The 23,089-nt window shown below is 41.6% G+C and carries 23 protein-coding genes; 4 read left to right on the top strand and 19 right to left on the bottom strand.

What is annotated here, in order from left to right; translation table 11 throughout:
• The first annotated feature begins 683 nt into the window (after window positions 1-683).
• A complete protein-coding gene (locus ATH1_RS0116725; protein ID WP_010424485.1) occupies window positions 684-1,583 on the top strand; it encodes a DMT family transporter in 900 nt (299 codons plus the stop codon).
• A 77-nt stretch (window positions 1,584-1,660) separates the two neighbouring features.
• On the opposite strand, the gene ATH1_RS0116730 is transcribed toward ATH1_RS0116725, so the two are convergent.
• From ATH1_RS0116730 to truA, 17 genes are all read right to left on the bottom strand, one after another.
• Complete coding sequence (locus ATH1_RS0116730; protein WP_044115580.1) at window positions 1,661-2,833, bottom strand: MalY/PatB family protein; 1,173 nt, start codon at window positions 2,831-2,833, stop codon at window positions 1,661-1,663.
• A gap of 108 nt (window positions 2,834-2,941) precedes the next feature.
• Window positions 2,942-3,430 carry a DUF4625 domain-containing protein gene (locus ATH1_RS0116735; RefSeq protein WP_010424488.1) on the bottom strand — a complete coding sequence of 163 codons (489 nt, stop codon included), beginning with the start codon at window positions 3,428-3,430 and terminating at the stop codon, window positions 2,942-2,944.
• A 422-nt stretch (window positions 3,431-3,852) separates the two neighbouring features.
• The gene (locus ATH1_RS0116740; protein WP_010424490.1) at window positions 3,853-4,941 is read right to left on the bottom strand and encodes a GDP-L-fucose synthase family protein; all 1,089 of its coding nucleotides are present in this window, start codon (window positions 4,939-4,941) and stop codon (window positions 3,853-3,855) included.
• Window positions 4,941-6,056, bottom strand: a complete 1,116-nt coding sequence (gene gmd, locus ATH1_RS0116745) for a GDP-mannose 4,6-dehydratase (RefSeq protein ID WP_010424491.1) — start codon at window positions 6,054-6,056, stop codon at window positions 4,941-4,943. Before gmd ends, ATH1_RS0116740 begins: the two co-directional genes overlap by 1 nt.
• Before the next feature lie 263 nt (window positions 6,057-6,319).
• Window positions 6,320-7,315: an SDR family oxidoreductase gene (locus tag ATH1_RS0116750; protein ID WP_010424493.1), complete on the bottom strand. Its 996-nt coding sequence runs from the start codon at window positions 7,313-7,315 to the stop codon at window positions 6,320-6,322.
• Window positions 7,316-7,564: 249 nt separating this feature from the next.
• Window positions 7,565-9,103, bottom strand: a complete 1,539-nt coding sequence (gene rny / locus ATH1_RS0116755; protein ID WP_010424495.1) for a ribonuclease Y — start codon at window positions 9,101-9,103, stop codon at window positions 7,565-7,567.
• 132 nt (window positions 9,104-9,235) lie between these two features.
• Window positions 9,236-9,526 (bottom strand): cell division protein ZapA, encoded by a 291-nt coding sequence (locus tag ATH1_RS0116760; RefSeq protein WP_010424497.1) that lies wholly within the window; start codon window positions 9,524-9,526, stop codon window positions 9,236-9,238.
• A 9-nt stretch (window positions 9,527-9,535) separates the two neighbouring features.
• Window positions 9,536-9,829 carry a hypothetical protein gene (locus ATH1_RS0116765; protein ID WP_010424498.1) on the bottom strand — a complete coding sequence of 98 codons (294 nt, stop codon included), beginning with the start codon at window positions 9,827-9,829 and terminating at the stop codon, window positions 9,536-9,538.
• Window positions 9,830-10,433: 604 nt separating this feature from the next.
• Window positions 10,434-12,476 carry a TonB-dependent receptor gene (locus tag ATH1_RS0116775; protein WP_010424500.1) on the bottom strand — a complete coding sequence of 681 codons (2,043 nt, stop codon included), beginning with the start codon at window positions 12,474-12,476 and terminating at the stop codon, window positions 10,434-10,436.
• A 144-nt stretch (window positions 12,477-12,620) separates the two neighbouring features.
• Window positions 12,621-13,865, bottom strand: coding sequence for a carboxylate-amine ligase (locus ATH1_RS0116780; protein WP_010424501.1), 1,245 nt, complete (start codon window positions 13,863-13,865; stop codon window positions 12,621-12,623).
• Window positions 13,862-15,316 carry a RimK family protein gene (locus tag ATH1_RS0116785; protein WP_029164192.1) on the bottom strand — a complete coding sequence of 485 codons (1,455 nt, stop codon included), beginning with the start codon at window positions 15,314-15,316 and terminating at the stop codon, window positions 13,862-13,864. The genes ATH1_RS0116780 and ATH1_RS0116785 overlap by 4 nt, the downstream gene beginning before the upstream one ends.
• 69 nt (window positions 15,317-15,385) lie before the next feature.
• Entirely contained in the window at window positions 15,386-16,090 is a 705-nt protein-coding gene (locus ATH1_RS0116790; RefSeq protein WP_010424505.1) for a C39 family peptidase, read from the bottom strand.
• A 310-nt stretch (window positions 16,091-16,400) separates the two neighbouring features.
• The gene (locus ATH1_RS20815) at window positions 16,401-16,553 is read right to left on the bottom strand and encodes a DUF4295 domain-containing protein (RefSeq protein WP_010424510.1); all 153 of its coding nucleotides are present in this window, start codon (window positions 16,551-16,553) and stop codon (window positions 16,401-16,403) included.
• Between the two features lie 12 nt (window positions 16,554-16,565).
• Window positions 16,566-16,754 (bottom strand): 50S ribosomal protein L33, encoded by a 189-nt coding sequence (gene rpmG, locus ATH1_RS0116805; RefSeq protein ID WP_010424511.1) that lies wholly within the window; start codon window positions 16,752-16,754, stop codon window positions 16,566-16,568.
• Window positions 16,755-16,771: 17 nt separating this feature from the next.
• On the bottom strand, window positions 16,772-17,014 hold the full coding sequence (gene rpmB, locus ATH1_RS0116810) for a 50S ribosomal protein L28 (protein ID WP_010424512.1): 243 nt from the start codon (window positions 17,012-17,014) through the stop codon (window positions 16,772-16,774).
• 289 nt (window positions 17,015-17,303) lie between these two features.
• The gene (locus ATH1_RS0116815; RefSeq protein ID WP_010424517.1) at window positions 17,304-18,551 is read right to left on the bottom strand and encodes a competence/damage-inducible protein A; all 1,248 of its coding nucleotides are present in this window, start codon (window positions 18,549-18,551) and stop codon (window positions 17,304-17,306) included.
• Between the two features lie 194 nt (window positions 18,552-18,745).
• Complete coding sequence (gene truA / locus ATH1_RS0116820) at window positions 18,746-19,525, bottom strand: tRNA pseudouridine(38-40) synthase TruA (RefSeq protein WP_010424519.1); 780 nt, start codon at window positions 19,523-19,525, stop codon at window positions 18,746-18,748.
• Window positions 19,526-19,844: 319 nt separating this feature from the next.
• Between truA and ATH1_RS0116825 the strand changes: the two genes are divergently transcribed.
• The 3 genes from ATH1_RS0116825 to ATH1_RS0116835 all read left to right on the top strand — a co-directional run bounded on the left by ATH1_RS0116825 (window position 19,845) and on the right by ATH1_RS0116835 (window position 21,517).
• Window positions 19,845-20,303, top strand: a complete 459-nt coding sequence (locus tag ATH1_RS0116825; protein ID WP_010424520.1) for a nuclear transport factor 2 family protein — start codon at window positions 19,845-19,847, stop codon at window positions 20,301-20,303.
• A gap of 16 nt (window positions 20,304-20,319) precedes the next feature.
• A complete protein-coding gene (locus tag ATH1_RS0116830; RefSeq protein ID WP_010424523.1) occupies window positions 20,320-20,748 on the top strand; it encodes a hypothetical protein in 429 nt (142 codons plus the stop codon).
• A 115-nt stretch (window positions 20,749-20,863) separates the two neighbouring features.
• On the top strand, window positions 20,864-21,517 hold the full coding sequence (locus ATH1_RS0116835; RefSeq protein WP_245531826.1) for a protein-L-isoaspartate(D-aspartate) O-methyltransferase: 654 nt from the start codon (window positions 20,864-20,866) through the stop codon (window positions 21,515-21,517).
• 366 nt (window positions 21,518-21,883) lie between these two features.
• Here the strand turns inward: ATH1_RS0116835 and ATH1_RS0116840 are convergent, their stop codons facing one another.
• A complete protein-coding gene (locus tag ATH1_RS0116840; protein ID WP_010424527.1) occupies window positions 21,884-22,342 on the bottom strand; it encodes an RES family NAD+ phosphorylase in 459 nt (152 codons plus the stop codon).
• Complete coding sequence (gene parS, locus ATH1_RS0116845) at window positions 22,339-22,752, bottom strand: type II RES/Xre toxin-antitoxin system antitoxin (RefSeq protein ID WP_010424529.1); 414 nt, start codon at window positions 22,750-22,752, stop codon at window positions 22,339-22,341. The genes ATH1_RS0116840 and parS overlap by 4 nt, the downstream gene beginning before the upstream one ends.
• Window positions 22,753-23,089 lie beyond the last annotated feature (337 nt).

Genomic DNA, 23,089 nt, shown 5'->3' on the forward strand with positions numbered 1-23,089 from the left:
TGGCAGGATGCCCGGTGTCATTCTGAGGAAGTAACGACGAAGAATCTGTTCAATGTTTTTGGTTTCTTTGATGATTAGAGGTTAATTATACATGTTCTTTTGTGACAAACCTTGTCATGCTCATTTCATCTTACATTTAATAAATTGTTACGGCTGTTAGAATTGTTAAAGTTGTTAGAATGTTATAAGTTTTATACATTAGCTAACAATCCTAACATTCTAACATTCCTAACATTCCTAACATTCCTAACAATTTTATAACAATCTTTGCCATGTTCGTTTCATAGCATCCTGTATTTTGTGGAAGACTCTTAAAAGTGTCTGAAACCCAAAAGTCTCTTTTTGCCAAACACATTGTTGCAGGAAATTTTTAAATCCTCATTAACAATTAGTTGACTCCGGTTCAACGACCCCTAGTGTGTGATACGCTACGATTCGAAAGCGAAAAATCTACATAAATTATTTTATACCCTAAACGCCTCGAATTTGGCAAAAATAGCTCTTTCAGGAGCAGACTCATAAATAAAAACTTTGCGTCCCTGCCACTCTGCGTTTATCCTTATCTTAACAAATTATCGTTAAAAAACTTCAATAATTATACCAAAATATGGGAAACATCCTTGCGCATACCGAGAAAAACAATCATTTTTGTTGCCGGTCGAAAATGCCAGAAACATTGTTTCATGCAAGCAACAACAAAAAACCTGCTTAAGCTTCATTTGGTTGTCTTTATCTATGGATTTACAGCCATACTGGGAAAGCTGATCACGCTGGATGCCATTCAGCTGGTGTGGTACCGGATGGTAATTGCTTTTCTGGCACTTGGTTTTCTGCTCCTCATAAGAGGGCGCAGGATGGCAGTAAGCCGTGCAACATTTTTTCGCCTGACAGGGATCGGCTTCATAGTGGCTTTTCATTGGATCACGTTTTTTCATGCCATCAAAATCAGCACCATTTCAGTAGCATTGGGTTGTCTTGCCTCCACCACTCTTTTTACCAGTCTGCTTGAACCGGCTTTGGTAAGACGTCCGCTTGTGTGGCTGGAAGTAATCACCGGCATATTAATAATAACAGGTCTTTACATGATCTTCCGATTCGAACCTGACCACATTGCCGGAATAATAACTGCCCTTACATCAGCATTTTTGGCCGCATTATTTACAGTTTTAAACAAACTCATGATCGTTCGGAACCGTCCCCTCGTCATCAGTTTTTATGAAATGGGAGGCGGTTTTATTGGCATCACTCTTTTTATGTTGCTTAACGGCATATTTTCTGCCGGCCTGCAGGTTCCCGTATGGAGCGACTGGCTTTTCCTGATACTGTTGGGGGTTATATGCACTGCTTATGCCTTTGCATCAAGTGTTAAAGTCATGGATGTCCTTTCGGCCTACACAGTGGTTTTGACCATCAATCTTGAACCCATTTACGGAATTCTGATGGCATTTCTGTTTTTCGGAGAATCGGAATTAATGTCGGGGGGATTTTATGCCGGAACAGTAATCATTTTAGCCGCCGTCTTCATGTTTCCGGTATTAAGCCGTAAACTTAAACTTTCGAAAGCGCCTGAAAAATCAGATTAAATCAAGCGCAATCGACTTTACAATTTCCCTGACAGTACTCCCGTTTAAAAAAAATCGGGAGCAATCGGGATTTGCATTTATCTGATAAAATTTCTGGCTCTTAATAAATGATCCATAGCTTCTTCGATTATTTTCCCTGGCGAGGCAACGTTAAGCCGCATAAAACCTTCTCCCTGAGCACCAAAGGTTGGCCCATAGTTCAAACCAAGGCGAGCCTTTTCGATTATGAAATTCTTCAGTTTTTCTGATGGCATACCCCATTCCGAAAAATCCAGCCACATCAGATAAGTTGCCTCCGGCCTGTGAACTTTGATTTCAGGCATATTTGCATTCAGAAAGTCCAGTACATAGTCGATATTTCCTTCAAGATAATCTAAAAGTGCCCGGAGCCACGGGCGTCCCTCATTATAGGCAGCCTTTAATGCTTCGGCGCCAAACATGTTTCCTGTAAACAGGTGAAAAGACTGAAGCTGACGCCTCATAACCCTCAGCAGTTTTGGGTTTGAAGCTACTATATACGAGGTGTTAAGTCCGGCAATATTGAAAGTTTTACTGGGCGCCATACAGGTAATCGTGTTATCAGCAAGCCCGGGACTTACCATCGCCACAGGTATGTGCCTGTTATCTTCGAACGCCAAATCGGCATGTATCTCATCTGATATTATAAGCACGTTGTTTTTCAAACAAATCTCTCCGACTTTCTCCAGTTCTTCTTTTGTCCACACTCTTCCCACAGGATTATGTGGATGACACAAGATCATCATTTTCACTTTCTTATCAGAAGTTACCTTATCCAGATGTTCAAAGTCCATCAAGTAACCATCAGGGGTGTTAAGAAGAGGGTTCTCTGCAATCATTCTTTTATGGTCTTTAATAACTTCAAAGAAAGGCGGATAAACCGGTGGTTGAATGACCACCTTATCGCCGGGCTCGGTAAAGGCCAAAACGGCCATAATTAATGTCGGAACCACCCCCGGCATATATTCCACCCAATCAGAAGAAACTTCCCATTTGTGCTGCTCTTTCAGCCATTTTACAATGGCTTGATAAAAGGTATCGTCGCGGGTGGTGTAGCCATACAAGGGATGTTCCGCCCTTTTACGAATCGCGTCTACTACTTCATCGGGTGCCGGAAAGTCCATATCGGCTACCCAGAGCGGTAAAACATCATTTGTCCCGAACAAGCGCTCACGAAAATCCAGTTTCAGAGCATTGGTCCCTTCACGGTTGATTATCTGGTTGAAGTCCATAATTATCAGTTTAGTTCGGTTACGAAGATAAAAAAACATCCGGAACAATTGTCCCCGGATGTTTAACCCTATAACCTTAAATCTGCAATTAAAAAGCAAATCAGAAGTTTATTGTTGCTCAATGATGCTTATTGTAATATCCTCAGATGCCTCATTTCCGGCGGCGTCCTTAACTGTTATGGAAAAGATATATTCTCCGGGTTTAGAATCGGCGTCAATGGAACCAAATGGGTCTTCATTGGTAAAAGTATGCTCCTTTCCTGAAAGAGAATATCCAACAGGCCCCCTGTCGAAAGGATTAGGATCATCAATACTTTTCAGCGAGCCGGAAGCACTTTTCTGAGTATATGAGAGGAACACATAGCAGGTATCCAACGCCTGATTATCTGTCAGAGTTCCGTTTATTAAAATACTCTGAACCTCACGAACATATTCATCTCCCTCTGCAGGTAATGTCAATTGAATCTGAGGCTTTTCTGTATCCCTGGTTTCCACGTTATTGTCATCATCATCATCATCACTACCACAGGCCACAAATAAAACAGAAAAAAAGGTTAGGAATAAAAAAACAAGGGAATTCTTTCGATTTAATTTCATAAAACAAAGATTAAAGTTTGACTTAAGTTATCAGAATGTTAAATAATCATTTTCAATCAGTTGTATCAAAAAATCGTTAGATTTTTAGATGTAAGATGTAAGATAATCTATATCATCGGGATATACTACCTTTGATCAACAAAAATATTTGAGCCCAGTCTAAAAAGCATCTTTGTTGCCAAACTCGTTGTTGTTTTAAATTTTTGCATCCTTATTAACAATAAGTTAACTTCGGCACAAAAATTTAAAACGCCTGGATTTTGACAAAAATATGCTTTTTATACTGCACTCATATTTAACCCTAAAAAATTGATTTTAAGAATATTATAAAAACTTAAAGAACGATTGTGTCTCAATAGATTAAGATACTTTTTATATCTGACTTACTGCTTTAAAAATACAAAAAAACATTGAAAAATCAGTTATGACAGATAATTATCATACGCTTCTTCGATTCCCTCCTTAAGCGGAATAGAGGCTTTAAACCCGAGTCTGTTAAGCCGGCTTACATCCAGTAATTTTCTGAAAGTGCCATCCGGTTTGGAATCATCCCAGGTAATTTCTCCTTCATAGCCGGTAACATTTTTCACTAAGTCGGCCAGCCCGGCAATCGAAAGGTCTTCACCTACCCCGATGTTAATATGCGTGTTTCTGACTTCCTTTAGTCCGCGTTCGTTCACAATATCCCGAAAGCTGACCTCATTCATCAGATAAACACAAGCCCTGGCCAGATCGTCGGAATGCAAAAACTCACGGCGCGGACGACCGGTTCCCCATAATTTGAGTTCTACTTCACCGTTGGTTTTTATGATGATACCAAAATCGGCCAGTTTTCGGATCAGCATCTCATCACTTTGCCCTGCATCTACTCCTTCTACGGGTCTTTTGCGAAAATCGTTTCGTATGCCCTCAATATCATTCTTTTTCAATAGCTGAGCCAGATGCATTTTGCGAATCAAGGCCGGCAAAACATGCGATCCAAGGAGATTATAGTTATCATTTGGTCCGTAGAGATTTGTAGGCATTACGGAAATAAAATCAGTTCCATATTGAAGGTTATAGGATTCACACATTTTCATTCCCGCGATTTTAGCAATGGCGTATGGTTCGTTGGTATATTCGAGCGGTCCGGTCAAAAGATGTTCTTCCTTCATGGGCTGAGGGCACTCCCCCGGATAAATACAGGAACTCCCCAAAAACATAAGTTTCTTCACGCCCGACACCCAGGAAAAATGAATAATATTGTTCTGTATCTGAATGTTTTGATAGATAAATTCGGCCCTGAAGGTATTATTTGCCAGAATGCCTCCCACGCGAGCAGCAGCAAGAAACACATATTCCGGTTTTTCACGGATGAAGAATTCTTCAACGGCCTCCTGATTCAGCAAATCGAGTTGTTCCCGTGTGCGCAGAATCAGATTATTAAATCCCTGTTTTTTCAGTTCGCGTGTTATGGCCGAGCCCACTAACCCTGCGTGTCCTGCTACATATATTTTACTGTTTTTCTCCATCACTCGTAATAATTTAATATACGGTAACCCCCGTCATTGAGAAATTTGTCACGTTTCATCAATTTCAGGTCTGACTGCATCATATCCTTCACCAAACCGTTTAAGTCAAATTGAGGCACCCATCCAAGATTCTTTTTAGCTTTTGAAGGGTCTCCAATCAATGAATCGACCTCCGTCGGCCGAAAATATCGGGAATCTACTTCCACAACACAACTTCCTTTTTCAATCTGATATTCAGGATTGTTACATTTTGTCACATAACCTTTTTCTTCAATGCCTTCACCCTTAAATTCAATTTCAATACCGGCTTCCGAAAACGCGCGGATAACAAAATCCCGAACCGAGGTTGTTACACCTGTCGCCACCACATAATCATCGGGTTTGTCCTGCTGCAACATCAGATACATCGCCTTCACATAATCTTTGGCATGTCCCCAGTCACGCTTTGCTGACAAATTACCGAGATAAACCTTTTTTTGGAGTCCCAGCGCGATACGTGCTACTGCACGGGTAATTTTCCTGGTTACAAATGTTTCACCCCGGATAGGCGACTCATGATTAAACAAAATACCGTTACAGGCAAACATATCGTAGGCTTCCCGATAGTTGACGGTGATCCAGTAGCCGTAAAGCTTGGCAACAGCATAAGGAGAACGCGGATAGAAAGGTGTCTTCTCGGTTTGCGGAACTTCCTGTACCAAACCGTAAAGTTCACTCGTTGAGGCCTGATAAAACCTGGTCTTTTTAGTCATCCCCAGGAGTCTGATCGCCTCAAGGATACGAAGCGTGCCTACCCCATCGGCATTTGCCGTGTACTCAGGCGTATCAAAGCTCACCTGAACATGTGACATTGCTGCAAGGTTGTATATTTCGTCGGGCTGAACCTCCTGAATGATCCGAATAAGATTGGTGGAATCGGTCAGCTCGCCGTAGTGCAGGAAAAAATTGCGATGTTCCACATGCGGATCCTGATAAAGATGATCGATGCGTTCGGTATTAAAAAGAGAACTGCGTCGTTTAATTCCATGAACAATATAGCCTTTCTTCAGCAGAAATTCTGAAAGATAGGCACCATCCTGTCCGGTTATACCGGTGATGAGAGCTACTTTTGCCATTGTATTATATCGATTAAATTTAGTCTGTAGTTTTTAGTCATTGGTCTGATGAAACTCGCATACAAGAATTTACACTTGTTCTGTTGTGGCAAACGTTGCCATGCTCGTTTCGTAAATGAGTGTTTTGGCGGCAAGCGTAACACAGCAAATAGGATTTATTAACAGACACTAATTAGGGCAAATTTACAATAAATGGGCATGAACTCAAGCCTATGAAAGCATTTTCTTCGTAAAACAAACTTACACGGATACAACCGATGCGGTTAAGATTTGTCATCAGACAAATTCTCCCAATACCACTGGATGGCTTCTTTAAGTCCGCGTGCCACATCATACTCAGGATTATATCCCAATAATTGTTGTGCTCTGTCAATGGAAGCCAACGAATGCGGGACATCCCCTTTTCGCTCAGGGCCGTAAACCACTTTAACATTGGCTATTTCTTCATCATATACCGAAAGAAGCTCTTTCAGGTAATCTACCAACTGGTTTAAAGAAGTTCGCTCACCATAAGCAACATTATAAACCTTATTGATGGCTTCGGGTGAATCAACGGTTGCCGCCAGTTCATTGGCCTGAACGACGTTTGCCACGTATGTAAAATCACGCGAAAAAGTCCCGTCCCCGTTAACCACCGGCGATTGTTTGCTGATCAGTGCGCTCACAAATTTTGGAATCACGGCCGCATAGGCTCCGTCGGGATCCTGTCGGGGACCGAAAACATTAAAATAGCGTAAGCCGACAAGTTCCATGTCATACAATTTTGCAAACACATCAGCATAAAGCTCATCCACGTATTTTGTTATAGCATAAGGAGAAAGGGGTTTGCCGATTTTATCCTCTATCTTGGGCATTACTTCGCTATCGCCATAAGTTGAGGAGCTGGCAGCATAAACCACACGTTTGACGCCGGCATCACGGGCAGCTACCAGTATGTTCAGAAAACCGCCAATATTTACATCGTTTGTGGTTACAGGGTCAATTATAGAGCGGGGTACCGATCCAAGTGCTGCCTGATGAAGTACAATGTCTGTATCTTTAACTGCACGCCGGCAGGTTTCCATGTTGCGTATGTCCCCTTCCATCAATTCAAAGGCCGGATTTTTGAGAAAAGAAGAGATATTTTCCCGTTTTCCGGTCGAAAAGTTATCCAGACATCGAACCTGATTATCCTGTTCAAGAAGCTTCTCAATCAAATTTGAACCAATAAAACCGGCACCCCCGGTAACCAGCACTTTTTTCCCTGTGATTATGCGCATAAAATGGGTTGTTAGATTGTTAGATTGTTAGGGTTGTTAGGGTTGTTAGGGTTGTTAGGTTGTTAGGTTGTTAGATTGTTAGATTGTTAGATTGTTGGGGGTGTTACTCAAGCTGTTTATTAACACACAGCCACTCACAATTGGTAAACCCGGTAAATAATAGATCATTCAGGCAAATTTGCAAAAAAAAGCGGCAGGTGCCGCTTTTTTTTTGATTAAGATGTAATAAACCCAGACGTATTTGTCCGTTTATTTTGCAAAACTAATTGCACGGGTCTCTCTGATGACTGTTATTTTTACCTGACCCGGGTAAGTCATTTCAGTTTGTATTTTTCTTGCAATCTCAGCTGAAAGCTCGTCTGCTTCATGATCACTCACTTTTTCACTTCCCACGATTACACGTAACTCACGACCTGCCTGGATAGCATAGGTTTTTAATACACCAGGATATGACAAAGCCAGTGTTTCCAGGTCTTTAAGCCGCTTGATATAAGCTTCCACAACCTCGCGACGGGCACCTGGGCGGGCTCCCGAGATGGCATCGCAGACCTGAACGATAGGTGAGATCATGCTTGTCATTTCCACCTCATCGTGGTGGGCACCAATAGCGTTACAGATATCCGGTTTCTCTTTATACTTTTCGGCCAGTTTCATTCCCAGAATAGCGTGTGGAAGATCAGGGTCTTCATCACTCACTTTTCCAATATCGTGAAGAAGTCCGGCACGTTTTGCTTTTTTAGCATTCAGCCCCAGCTCAGAAGCCATAATGGCGCACAAGTTGGCAGTCTCCCTACTGTGCTGTAAAAGGTTCTGACCGTAAGAGGAACGATACTTCATTTTACCTATCAATTTAATAAGCTCGGGATGAAGTCCGTGAACGCCCAGATCGATGGCGGTACGTTTCCCGTTCTCAATCATCTCCTCTTCCACCTGTTTACGCACTTTATTGACAACCTCCTCGATGCGTGCCGGGTGTATTCTTCCATCGGTCACCAACTGATGAAGAGCAAGGCGCGCCACTTCGCGACGCATAGGATCGAATCCTGAGAGTACAATGGCCTCAGGTGTGTCATCCACAATGATCTCAACGCCTGTTGCAGCCTCCAGGGCTCTGATATTTCGTCCTTCACGACCAATAATTCGCCCCTTGATCTCGTCAGAGTCGATATGGAAAATAGTCACCGAATTTTCGATGGCGGTTTCGGTGGCAGTACGCTGAATGGTCTGAAGAACAATTCGTTTGGCCTCCTTATTTGCATTAATACGTGCCTCATCCATTATATCGTTAATGTACGACATGGCCTCGGTTTTAGCCTCAGCCTTAAGTGATTCAACAAGCATATCTTTAGCTTCCTCGGCCGACATTCCCGAAATGGCTTCTAATTGCTCAACCTGACGCTTGTGCGTTCTTTCCAGGTCTTCACTTTTCTTTTCGACCAGTTCCAGCTGTTGATCAAGATTCTCCCGTATGACATCATTTTCTTTCTTTTTTCTCTGAAATTCTTCCATCTTTTGAGAGAACGCGGTTTCTTTTTGTTTAAGTTTGTTCTCTGCAGCAATAATTTTTGAATTACGGGCATTGATTTCTTTTTCATGTTCAGCTTTAAGCTGTAGGAACTTTTCTTTCGCCTGAAGTATCTTATCTTTCTTAATCACTTCAGCTTCGGCTTCTGCCTCCCGGATAATCTTACGTGACCGGGCACCCAATGCTTTGTCTATAAGCAACCAGGTGAGACCTCCACCGGCAACAAAGGCGACAACTGCTATTACTATTTCTGTTATTCCCATTAGTATCCTGTTTTAACTTATGAAACAAAAAAAAACCGCAACTTTGTCCTGAAAAACTTCATGCACCGGAATAAAATACCCGGTGCATTCAGGATAAAGTGCGGGTAATTAATATATTATGCAAAAAAACGTTTATTCTTCCGCTAAAATTGCATCCAATTTATCGTTTAAGTCTTTAACGGCATCAATTATTGGTGAATGATCGTGTTTATTCTCGAGCTCCAACATCTTAATAACATACTGTAGCGAAGCCATGGCCAGAAAATCCTGGACATCTTTGTCATGATACCGTTGTTTATACTGTAAAACCTTCTCATTAATAAGACGTGCAGCCTTCCTTATCTTTTCCTCATCATCCCTGTCGATACGCAGGGGATAATACCGGTCTGCTACATTCACTCTTATGGAAAGCTTGTCATCCATTTAATGTACTTAACGATTTAAAAGTGCAATGCACTTGTCAATTTCCCGCACAATTTGGTTAATCCTGCTTTTGGTTTGCTGAACATCCTCCGGAGCACTCCCAAGCACTTTGGCCATTTTGGTATGCCCGAGTTGCTCTTCCGCCTCTGCTTTTGAAGCAATCGCTTCTTTCAACTGGCCGGTTAGTTGCACGACTTCGTTACGTAACAATTCGTTTTCGCGCCGTGCATTCTGATACAATTCTGCCAGTCGGTCAATCCGATTTCCCAATTCAGCAACCAGTTCTGTATTTGGATCAACCATTGTTGTATATATTGAAAAAACTAATTATTCCCTCTAAAATCAAACTCTTAATCCCTTATATATCAACGAACTTCAGAAAATAATTCTAATGATGCTTCAGCTTCACTATTTAATATTCAATTCCGAAATCCGGATTATCATATAGGGATTTCAAGGGCAAAATTAACATTGTTTCAAAATTACCCAAAATCCCGAAGAAAAAAAATCTTTTTTGATAAAACACAGAGTAATTCTTCGATTAAGGCAAAACATTATAACATTATTTTGAGGTGCTGATAAAATTTTCCACGCAAAAACCGCAAAATATTAGTTCACAAAAAACACAAACTAACACAATGAGTCCGCTCTAAAAAAACATCTTTGTTGCCAAACTCATTGTTGATTTAAATTTTTACACCCTCATTAACAACAAGTTAACTCGGCACTAAAATTTAAAACGCCTGGATTTTGACAAAAATATGCTTTTTATACTGCACTCATACAATTTAAAGGCAGAAAAACGGCGGATTCCGGTCGTTGCTGTTGCTTTGTTCAGCAAAGAATCCACCGCTCTTAAGTTGTCCCTGCCTTCGACCCGGGCAACGGGGATAATTTTATGTGAAATCTAATACTTTAAGGTGAAGTTCACACCTCCTTTAATCCACCTGCCGGGACGCTCCAGCTCGCCCATGTCATAATATTCACGATCGAACAAGTTGGCAGCTTCCGCGAAGACCTGCCAACCTCCTTTTTGCCAGATAATTCTTAAGTCGGTAAGTAAAAATGGCTTGTATTCAACCTGCACGTTATCAGATGACCTCAAAAAATGGCCGGCACGATCCTGATACAAAAAATTCCATCTTGCCGACAGATCATGGAAAATCATGTGCCTGATTCCTATGTTTAGCTTATGAATCAGGTGGTTCAATACATACAGGGATTCATATCCTTCTTCAGGCTTTTTGTTCTGATCGAGCCATGAATAACCGACACTCACCATTTCAATAAAAGAAATACCAAACTCCTGAGGAAAGAGTGTGGTACTTATTTCTATGCCGCGTGCATCTATTTCATTCACATTGGATGTAGTATACTTAACATCGCCTGCTCTGCGTCCCCAGTCAATCAAGTTGGTACCTTTTCTGTAAAATCCGTTCAGGTGACCGGTAAAAGCTTTTCCAACATATTTAAATCCTGTTTCAATGGTTTCCGCTTCTTCAGGCTCAAGGTCGGGGTTTCCATCATTTGTTGGACCCTCATAAAACAAGTCGGTAAAAGAAGGCATCCTTAAAGAGCGGTTATAGCTGGCATACCATTTCAATCCGGATGATAACCAATAGCTTACATCAATGCCCGGGAACCAGTTTAAACGATAATCCAATCCCGAATTAAAATTGGCCATAATACCACCCGAGACAGAAAAATTACCGGTTTTAAAATTGTGCTCAAAGAAAAATGAAGTATTATTCCGGCTGTAGCTTTTTGTAAACTGCACGTTCTTCTCACCTGGAACGTCTATTGGCTGATCCATATCGTTTCCGATATTATTGCTCCATATATTTTCGGAACGAACCTCTCCACCCAGCGAAGTTTTTCCGAGTTGCCAGGGAATAGTAACATTTACATTTGCTCCAAACACATCGGTAAGGTGATAATTGTGTCCCGAATACCATTCGGGGGCATCATCAGCGTCACGAAACAGCTCGAAGCGATCGTGATGACGACGCCAATAAACGGAAGGCTTGAGAAGTATTTTTTCACCTGTTTCAAACCCGAGGGAAGAGAAAAATGTGCGGGTTTCTTCAAATTGTTCAGGATAATCGGAAGTATAGAAAGAATTGGCACCAAACGCCTTATTGGTATAACCTGTTTGAAAATTCAGGGCTTCATTATTTTTTCGATAGCGTAACTGATAAAACAGGTTGAGAATATCAAAATCGGTATTATCAATATAACCGTCGCTGGTTCCCTTACTTGCAGACAGATAAGATGTAATTGAACCTATGTTGTGATTCAGAGTTGCTCCGGCTCTGTATAACCCATTATCGCCGGTCATTGCATTGGCCGAGACTTTGTTTTGCCGCGATGTGCCGGTAACAATATTAATGGCACCGCTGAAAGCATTCGGTCCATGAACTCTTGATGCGGGTCCTTCAATAATTTCAATTCGATCGATACTGCTTATATCAACAGGAAGATTTAAGTTATGGTGCCCCGTCTGGGGATCGGTGATGTTTATTCCGTTGAGCAAAATCATCACCTGGTCAAAAGAGCCGCCCCTCAGACTCAAATCGGCCTGTACACCAAGCGGCCCTCTTTCCCGGACATCCACATTCATTACATATTTCAGAAGTCCCTGCACACTCTGAACAGGTAACGTTTCTATATCGCTCCGGGGAATCACGGTAATCAGGCGCCCTACCTCCGAATATAGCGAAGGCGCCCTGTGGGCGGTTACTTCAACTTCGGCGAGCCGTATTTTATTGGCTATCGAGTCGGTTTCTGTCTGTGCAAAAGTATTCAAATAGCCCAGACAGATAAAATAAGCGGCTGCAAGGGTTCCGATTTTCACTTCGCGGTGCAATGTATTAAATACCGCATAGCCCCGATGTTGCCAACGTTTAAATACCAGTTTCTCTGAAATGGAAAAATATTTTTTAATGTTCATGATGATAAAATTTTGAGATTAAAAATGCGCCAAAGGTAAAAAATCAGGAACTATTATTCTGCACTCAGAGGAAAGAAAGGCACAACAGCAAAAGCGAAGTATCCAGCAAAAAATCCCGGAGCCGGTGTCGTATTCAGTTTTGTTTCACTCACCGGTATCTATCCCAAACAGGCGGTTAACGGCGAGACACTGAGCCAATTTATCATACACATAGTGAAAATGTTCCCTGGAAAAATCGTTTCCCATTACCGTTAATAATCGCCGTGCCAGTGTTCCGGCATTCAAAATCTTCGAAAAGACTTCAAAGTATTCAGGTTCCATGACCCCCTGCAGCGACGGCAGTAAAAATCGCCACAGGTCTCCTGCTGTCATCAGGGATTGTTGACAACCCCAGAATTCGAGGTACAATGGATTTTCAATAACAGCCATATCCGATTCCCGGATGGTTTTAAGGAATATAGCCGCCAGCGTATTTTCGTGCCAGGTAACCTGTTCTGACAAAGGGGAAAAAAAACCTTCGACAGTCAGTTTTATCAGGCCAACTACCGCATCTACAACGGCCATATCGGCCAGCGGGGACTCCTGATTATCGATAACACGTATTTCAATGGCACCACGATCAAAACGTGAAATGGCACCTCGCGAATTCAAAAAATGTTTATCCAGAACTTTGTCGTGGTCGAATGGCGCAATATCGTGAATGATAGGATCAAAGATGCGCATATGATACTCCTGTTTCGAAAAAACGGCTTCGGGAATAATGACACCGGCAATGGAAGGTATTTTTTCCTGATTGTGTCTGTAGGTCTCCATTCTGCTATCGTGAAACCCGGTATAAACGGCGTCAAGAAAAGGAGTAGATGCTGCAATGGCAGGAATAATCGGCAGTACCATCCGGATTGCTGCATGCAGACGCTTGAATTCATCGTCGCCGTTAAACGGTAAATTGATGTGTGTACTTTGAAGATTGCTCCACCCATGTCCCCGGCAATCGAAAATACGGTCGTAAAGGGTATAGATTTCGTTGAATTCATGTTTCCAAAGACTTGTCTCTTTATGAGGATTCATCCATGGATGCGCACCACCGGGCAACAGCCGGGCATCAAATTTTGCCAGAATTTCATTGATTTGTAATACGTTATTATGAAACGCATGATGCAGGCCGGAGCGTGACTTGACAGGTCCATTGGTTTTTAATTCCACCACGTGGTTGACCAGCTCGTTGCTCCAGGCAATAGAACCATTTTCAAAATCAGCGGTAATTTCGCCTGTAACCTGCCGGAGCAATTCATCACAAACCGGCAGAACATTAAGGGACCCGCGATCGACAATCATATATTCCAGCTCAATGCCGGTGACCTCAAAAAGATGAAAATGGTCTGAACTCATTTGCCAATGTTTGTCTGTTCAAGTAAAAAAAGAATAATTTTCCTGTAAAGCTCATCTTTCAGCAAACGGTCTTCCACCCCGCCGTCGATATTAGGATTATCATTAATCTCAATAATGTAGGGTTTTCCGCCAATTTCTTTTATGTCAACGCCATAAAGTCCGTTTCCGATCAGCCTTGTTGCCTTTAAAGCCGTTTCAATAACGGCAGACGGGGCCTCTGACGGCTCAAGAATATCAAAATTGCCTTCCACGTCCGACTTCTTTTTGCTGTTCCAATTGTATATCTGCCAATGTCCTGCCGCCATATAATATCTGCAAACAAACAAGACCTGATTGTTGAGTACACCCACACGCCAATCGTACTCGGTTGGCACATATTCCTGGGCAATAATCAGATCGGAGACTTTAAGCATTTCCCGCACCTTACACCTGAACTCATCCTTGTCGTTAACTTTAACCACCCCCTGCGAAAAAGAAGAGTCGGGCAGCTTGAGAACACACGGAAATCCAAGCGAATCTGCATCTTTAGGATTATCAGATGACAATACCAGAGTTTGTGGCGTCGGGATGCGGGCTCCGCGCAACAGCTCGGCCAGATAAACCTTGTTGGCACATTTCAGAATGGAATCCGGGGAATCCAGTACGGCGAGGCCTTCACTCTGTGCTCTCCTTGCAATGCGATAGGTATGATGATTAACAGCTGTAGTTTCGCGTATAAACAGAGCATCAAATTCACCAATGCGGTCGTAATCATCTTTGGTAATAAACTCTACATAACAGCCAAGCTTTTCGGCAGCATCGGCAAATGCCCCCAATGCCTTTTTATTGGAAGGCGGGGAAACCTCATCAGGATTGGTAAGGATAGCCAGATCGTACAAGTATTTCCCCGGTCGGGCATTATCATAGCGCTTACGCCCAAAGTACTCGGCAGCAAAACTTTGCAGATAAGGCAAATGGTGCGCGGGCACTTCCTTTAAAGGAATAGTGCGGATAGAGTATATTTCCCATTTTTTGCCATTATGAACAAAACGTGCCCTGAGAAAAGGCGCCTGAAACAGTTTATGCAATTCTCTGGCTAATTTTGCATACTGGTTGGAAACATTCTGTCCAAAATAAATGCTTAAAGTAAACTCTTTGGAACGAATGCGCTTCAAACTCTTCTGCACAAGGTCATCCAGGTCGTCAGAGACGCTCTTAACCAAAGCGCGTTCCTTCATATCCAGGATGTTCTTCACGGATGGCACCACCTTGTGCCCCCGGGCTTCAGCCAGCAAAGAGACATAATAACCGCGGGTTTGGTAGGCATAGTCATTGGAAAGATTGAACACTCTTACATTCTTCAGCCTGGAATAACTTTCGTCAGTCAGGTAGTGACGGGGAGAAATTACTTCGACACCGGGAACGTCCAGCACGCTGTGTGAAGGTTTATTTATAACGATAATCTTTTTCACATTTCAAAAATTTATAGTTCAGAGGCCGATTGCCGGCAATTTGAGGTCAGCTTTGAAAAAACCGAAACACTATTCCTTCATCACAATCAGCATATTGGCATCATAAGTCACAATACCCAGCATAATAGAGTTAATTAACCGGTTAATACCCACTTCATAGTAATTGTCTCCGGAGATGGGGTTTTCCTTGTAAGGGTCTGCTATAAAAACCCGGTTCCCGCTCATTCCGCTCAGCACAACAAAATGTCCCATGGGTTCGCCCTTCAGATCATGATATACCGATCTGTCCTTGTGGTCGGTATATTCACGCATAGAATTGTACAAATAGGTTGCACTCAGACCTGTAAGAATAGGAATTCCGTTCAGAAGATAACGTTCAAATATGTCTTTATGCAAATCTTCAAAAACGATTTCTCCTCCCAATTCAAGGTATTTCTGATAAGCGCGTGTGGCCTGAACAAACTTTTTCCCCTGTTTATAGTGAAGTTGTTGTTCAAGATGATCAATAAGTTCTTTATTAGTAAAATGTTCCCAGGTAGGATCAAACATTTTCAGATTGTAAGAATAAATGCGTGCTTTCAAACCTTTTCTCAATGCATCCATCCCGAGCATAACTGCAAGCGTTCCCCCGTCGTGAAGATAATCTACCGATTGAATAACCTCATCCAGGGAAACGCCAATCCCCCAATAGCGATAAACTGCGTGCAGACTGGTCGGCCCGCATGTAGAATCATTCGGTTGTGTAAGTATAGTGACTGAATGCCTGTTTGTCATGAAATACAGATATGATAAATACGCGTGTAATATTATTACAATTTTGTATTGAATGTACTCATGAAGAGAAATTTTTTCAAGTCAATCGCGATAAATGAGATCGTTAAAATCATCATTGTTATCAAACTCAAGGCGTTTTAAATTTTTAAATCCTTATTAACAACGGGTTAACTCAGTATAAAAAATTTAAAACGCCTTGAGTTGGGCAACAATATGCTTTTTTATACCGGGCTGATAAAATCAAAAAACCCCCTCCGGAAAACCGGAGAGGGCTATTATTTTTTGTCTCACTCAAAAGAGAACAGGAAAATTACTTCTTAAAGAACTCTTTAACCATATCGTTGGTAACCACATCTTCCTGAAAAGTGTAAGAGCCGGTTTTAGGGGACTTAACCATTTTAATCACTTTGGTATGTCCTTTACCTGCACCTTTTTGTACCGATGCTACTGCTTTCTTAGCCATGGTTTAAATATTTTATTTGATTTCACGATGAACAGTATAACGCTTCAGAATGGGGTTATACTTCTTTAATTCAAGACGATCCGGGGTGTTTTTGCGGTTTTTCATAGTAATATACCGTGAAGTCCCGGGCATTCCGCTGTCTTTATGCTCAGTGCATTCCAGAATAACCTGTATGCGATTTCCTTTAGCCTTCTTTGCCATGATTTACCCTCCCTTTTTTAATATTTTGAAATATAACCTTTTTTTCTGGCCGATTCGAGGGCAGCTTTCACGCCCACTTTGTTGATCAGCCTGATCCCCGCGGCAGAAACCTTCAGGCTAACCCACCGGTCCTCTTCGGGTAAATAAAATTTCTTCTTAAAAAGGTTGGGATTGAACCTTCTCTTTGTCCTTCTCTTTGAGTGGGATACATTGTTCCCTACCTGAAAAGTTTTTCCTGTTATTTCACAAACTTTTGACATTGCTCAACCGTTTTTCGATACGTTTTTCAAACAGAGCGCAAAATACGGCATTTTTCTAAAAATAAACAAACTTTTTTGTCTATATTTTTCCTCTTCGAAGAGATTTTAGCCTTTTATGACCAAATAAAAAATGAGCCTGGTCTAAAAAGCATCTTTGTTGCCAAACTTGTTGTTGTTTTAAATTTTTGCATCCTCATTAACAACAAGTTAACTCCGGTACAAAAATTTAAAACGCCTTGATTTTGACAAAAATATGCTTTTTATACTGCACTCAAAAATTGAAAAACCGTTACAAAATTCCCTGCTTCATCAGCCGCATTAACTCAATAAGCGCTGTTTCGGATGTTTGGACAATATTTCGCTCCCGTTCCTTTCCAAAGCGAAATTCTTTACTTACCACCTTATTTCCCGGGCCGGCCCAGGCCATCCAAACTGTTCCAACCGGTTTTTCCTCACTTCCCCCACCTGGTCCGGCTATGCCCGATATAGCAATGGCATAATCCGATTCCGCAATTCTGACAGCACCGAGTGCCATCTGTTCAACAACCTGCCGGCTGACAGCCCCATAATTTTCAATATCTTCCGGTTTTACACCCAATATATTTATCTTCAGATCATTCGAGTAAGTTACCATGCTGCCTTTAAAATAGTCGGACGAACCTGGTACCATTGTTATCAAATGGGCCAGGTATCCACCGGAACAACTTTCAGCCAGAGCAATCGTTTTCCCGGTTGACCTGAAATAATTCGCAAAAATTTCCGAAGCCGGCTGATCTTCTTCCCCATAAATATTTTCTCCAACAATCGGGTAAAGGGCATCCACGGCTTTTTGAATACTTTTCCTGAGAGCGTCGGGATCATTTCCCCGTGTTGTAAGGCGGAGCCGTACCCGCCCCGGGGCAGGCAGGTAAGCAAGTTTAATCTCATCAGGCAACTGCTCCTCCCAGCCGGTAAGTTTTTCAGCTAAAACCGCTTCCGGTATATTATAAATCAACACCGTTTTATGGATGATCACTCCCGGCTCATACTTCTCCTTAAGCCTCGGTATAATCTCATCGGTCATGGCCAGTTTCATCTCTGCCGGCACTCCCGGCATGGAAACCACCACACTATTGTTGTATTCAAACCACATGACAGGGGCGGTTCCCAATTTATTACGGATCACCATACATTTTTCAGGCACCATAGCCTGGTCACGATTGAGCTGATTGATGTTTTTGACACGACCTTTCAGAAATTCCCTGATGTCGTTGTAAACTTCCTCGTTAAAAACCAGCCGGGTATTAAAGAAATCACACAATGTCTGCTTGGTTATATCGTCGCGTGTAGGCCCCAAACCACCCGTCATTAAAACAATTTTTGCTCTTCGGGCAGCACTTTCAAGGGCTTCCTGTATCTCTTCTTTTCGATCGCTTACCGAAGTAATGCGGTTAACTTCAAAACCGGCCTGGTTAAGTTCGCGAGCCATCCAGGCAGAATTGGTGTCCACAACCTGCCCGATCAGTAGCTCATCGCCAATTGTAATTATTTCAACCATTTATATTTTTAGGTAACAAAAATTTGAAAGACTTATGAGAGTACAAAAATAGAAGAAATAATTAGTGCCCGTCTGTAAAGTCGGGAAAGTTTTTTACTCATGATGTATCTGTTCAGAAAGTGCGGGTTGCAAAGCTTGCGAAGCCGCCAAAAACGGAGATTACCGCTGCCTTCTGTCAGTCAAACTTCTGTCTGTCAACTACTTTTATTCCCCCTCCATTTGCGGGAAAATATCTTTTCAGGATACTTTATATCTGTAAGAAACAATCCCTGCGGAGGTGCTGAAGTTCCGGCCAGGCAACGGTCTTGAGCTTCAATAATTTCACAAAAATCATTAACCGAAATTTTCCCCCTTCCCACATCGAGTAAAGTCCCGACGATGGCACGCACCATATTCCTCAGAAAACGATCGGCACTGATGACAAATACATAACGATTTCCTCTCTTTTCCCAGAACGCATCACTTATTTTACAGAAATTCGTTTTATTGTCCCCATGAAGCCGTGCAAAACTGGTAAAATCGGTATAATCTTTCAGCCTTTCCGCCGCCAGGTTCATCCGATCAAAATCGGGAACAAACCACGGACGGTGGGTCACCTCTTCCAAAAAAGGATCTTTATACAAGATCATATGGTATTCATACGACCGTCTTATGGCACTAAATCTGCTGTGCGCCTCGTCCGAAACCTGTGACATCGAATAAACGGCGATGGAAGACGGAAGCATGCTGTTCAACTTACGAAGTAAAACATTTTCTTCAAACGGAAGAGGATCTTCCATATCAAAATGGGCTACAAAATAAGAAGCATGAACCCCGGTATCGGTTCGTCCGGCACCGGTAAGTAAAACAGACGACTGTATAACGGTAGAAAGCGTCTGCTCAAGAGTTTGCTGAACAGTAATGGCATTGGGCTGTTTCTGCCAACCATGAAAATGTTTTCCGTTATAGGCCAATTCCAGAAAATATCGGGCCATATTAACTTTTTGATTTTTGATTTTTTGCAAAGTAACAGATTCTCTCTTAAAACAGGGCGAATTTCTACAATGATTAATGAGTCCGGCTACAAAGCATCTTTGTTGCCAAACTCGTTGTTGTTTTAATTTTTTGCATCCTCATTAACAGTAAGTTAACTCCGGTACAAAAATTTAAAACGCCTTGATTTTGACAAAAATATGCTTTTTATACTGCACTCATTAATATTTTTTTCATTGACAATTTTCCAGACTTTTTGTATCTTAAAAATCCGGAAATAAAACGCAAAGGGCCTTACAAAACCATAAAAAACAACGAATTATGGAAAAAACAAAGCCCGCCTTCTACGATAAAAAATCGGTGGAAGCTGTCGCTATCGTTCTTGAACAACTCTTGAGATCGCAGGAGAAGGGTGACATTGAAGCTTTTGCCGGTTGCTTCCTTCACAACGATTACGTCGTACACATCGGAACCGATACTGATGAATTTTTTACTACATGGCGAAGCTACTTCCATTGGATTGAAAATGTTTTAGATTCCCGGAAAGGACATGATATCAACGAAAAAGAAACCCGTATTCGAATTAGTGATGACGGAAATACGGCGTGGTATTCCCAACTGATTGATACCTGTTACGAAACCAAAGGAGAACTGACACGAATAGAAGGTTTCAGGCATACAGGGGTACTGATAAAATCGTCTGAAGGCTGGAGAATTGTTCAGAGTCATGTTTCAGCACCAATTAATCCACCGGAATCGATGAGTTACATGAATTTTTAACTAAAAACAGAAGTCCATGAAAAGACAGGTTGGCATTTGGATAAACACCGATAAAGCGGTGTTAGTGAGTTTATTGAATGGGAAAGAGGAAAAAATCCAAACCATTGAATCTGAAGTTGAACCGCGTGCCCACAACCCCAGAGAATCTAAACCGGGGGCAAAAACCGGCGCTGTGCTTATAGATTTAGACAAAAAGATGACCCAGCGCAAAAACCACCAGTTGCATGATTATTTCGAAAAAGTAATGCATTCAATCAACTCCGATACAGGAGAAATATTTATATTCGGACCGGCTAACACTAAAAAGCATTTCGAGAAGGAACTGAAAAAACATTCGCAATTCAGTTCCAAGAAGCTCGAAATTGAATCGGCCGACAAAATGACGCAGCCACAAATGATTGCAAAAATCAAAAAACATTTTACGAACAATGGCCATAAAAGCTGACCGTTTAATTTCAAAACAATTAAACATCAAAACAAACAGTATAAAAGGTGCCTGCTGCTTTCATGCAGGTATCTTTTATCTGTTTTTTCTGTGTTTTTTGTTTTCTGCGCATGCTATGCAACATACAGAAGCACAATCCTACAAAGAGGAAAGGGAGGCAATGGTACGTTCACAGATAAAAGCCAGGGGGATAAACTCAGAGGCTGTTCTTGAGGCCATGAGAAAAGTACCACGACACTTATTTGTTCCGTACAATATGCGCGAATATGCTTATACCGATCGCCCTTTGTCGATTGGTTTCGAACAGACCATCTCGCAGCCATACATCGTTGCCTATATGACCGAAGCACTCGGAGCAAAACCGGGCGATAAAGTACTTGAAATCGGGACCGGATCGGGCTATCAGGCGGCTGTTTTGGCTGAAATGGGGCTGGAAGTTTATTCTATTGAAATTATACCCAAACTGGCTGAAATGGCTCAGGAGAATCTTAAAAACAACGGATATGACAATGTAAACGTGAGATGTGGAAACGGCTATAAAGGCTGGCCCGAAGAGGCGCCTTTCGATGCTATAATTATCACCGCGGCTCCGGAAAGTATTCCGCAAACGCTGGTTGACCAACTCAAAATCAACGGTACAATGATTCTTCCGGTTGGCCCGGTTCACAGCATTCAAACCCTGAAAAAAGTGGTCAAAAAACCCAAAGGCATTAAGCAAACAACCCTTTTGCCTGTCCGTTTTGTTCCCATGATAAAATCGTATCACTAAAAATGGACTGGAATCGGTCTCAGTCCCCGAAGGGCAGTCTGCGTTACGGTTTCCTGCCACGCCAATAGGATACGAAATCCGGGCGATTGGTACACTTTACCCGGGAGCTTCAACCCACAGTGGCTGCACCACACGCCAACTATCCCGGTAGGATACTATCAATAGGTTTTATCAAGGCTATTGCCTTGGAAAACAGTTATATGAAGCGACTTTGTATCGCAATAACGTCCCGGCAATTGTACCTTGGCGTGGTTTTCAGACCAGATGTGATTTTATCAAGTTGAACGCATGGTTGAGGATAGTACGAAACCCTCAATATGCTGTGGATGCCATGGCTGGGGTATATAGCTCCGTTAGTGGCAGTTTTTATCTAAACAATCTTTCATCAAAGTTAAATTTCTCTGTTTTGATGATCTTAATTTTGTCAAAATCTGAGTGTCTTGGATTTATTAATATATTGAAATCTCCTTGGACAACAGCTGATGGAACTTCTATATATAAATCTTCATTTTTGCTTACAAAATCTTCCCCTAATTTTTGTGTGATATTTGAATATGGAAACTTTTTCCAATTAGCTGATAATGTGTCTGATTCAATTCGTTTTACATTTGAATAATCTGGGACTTCAATTGTTATTAAATAATAATCGACAGGCATTAGTCCAACCGGTGTGTGAACTGCGATTTCAGCCATACACAATGCTCTGGAGTCTGCTGTGTATAATAGTTTTGTTCCTTTAAAATTCCATCTGCCTCCAGTAATTTCTGCACCAGTTCCTGAAAGGTCATGACAGTATTTTTTGTTTGCAAGTCGAAATACTATCATGCTAAAACTCCATGTTCAATTTTAATTAACTCGTCTTTAACCATATTAATCCCAAATGAATTATCTAATAAATCAATTGGTTTTACACCCCCAAGAGGAATACTTTTAGAATTAATCCATGTTAAAAAATTAGAGGTACTACCAAAAACACTAACTCCTTTATTGAAAAGTAACATTATTAGCAGTAATTTTTCCGTATGAATAGAATCCAGTCGTTTTTTCTCTCTCTTATATCGTTGTATGGTCCTTTCTGACATGTTTAAAATCTTAGACCACGTTGAAATATTTAGCGGATATGAGACTGTAAATTCATTAAACGTTTTATAATCAATACCTTTTCTAGTGACATTTATTAGTTTAAAAATATCATTATTTTCGAGCGATTTAAATGTCAACTTTTCTGTGTTCATGATTCTATTTGTTTTTAATATAAATCAAATATACGACATTTTTCTATAATTTAAGGACAAATGGCGTTGAAATTAAATTGCCCAACCGGGTAGGTCAGGAGGAGTAAAATCCTCCCTTCCCCCGTAAGAGTTGTCCCGGTAGGATACTATTGGAAAAATAATAGGTTTTATCAGGGCTATTGCCTTGGAAAACAATTATATAGAGCGACTTCGTGATGCAAACCGGGTAGGTCAGGAGGAGTAAAATCCTCCCTTCCCCCCTAAGAACCGTACGTGATAGTTTATGCATTCATAATTGATGGACCAGGGAATGCATGATTTCCAATTCCCATCATAA

This window comes from Anaerophaga thermohalophila DSM 12881, assembly GCF_000191885.1.
In the GTDB taxonomy this organism is placed as follows: domain Bacteria; phylum Bacteroidota; class Bacteroidia; order Bacteroidales; family Marinilabiliaceae; genus Anaerophaga; species Anaerophaga thermohalophila.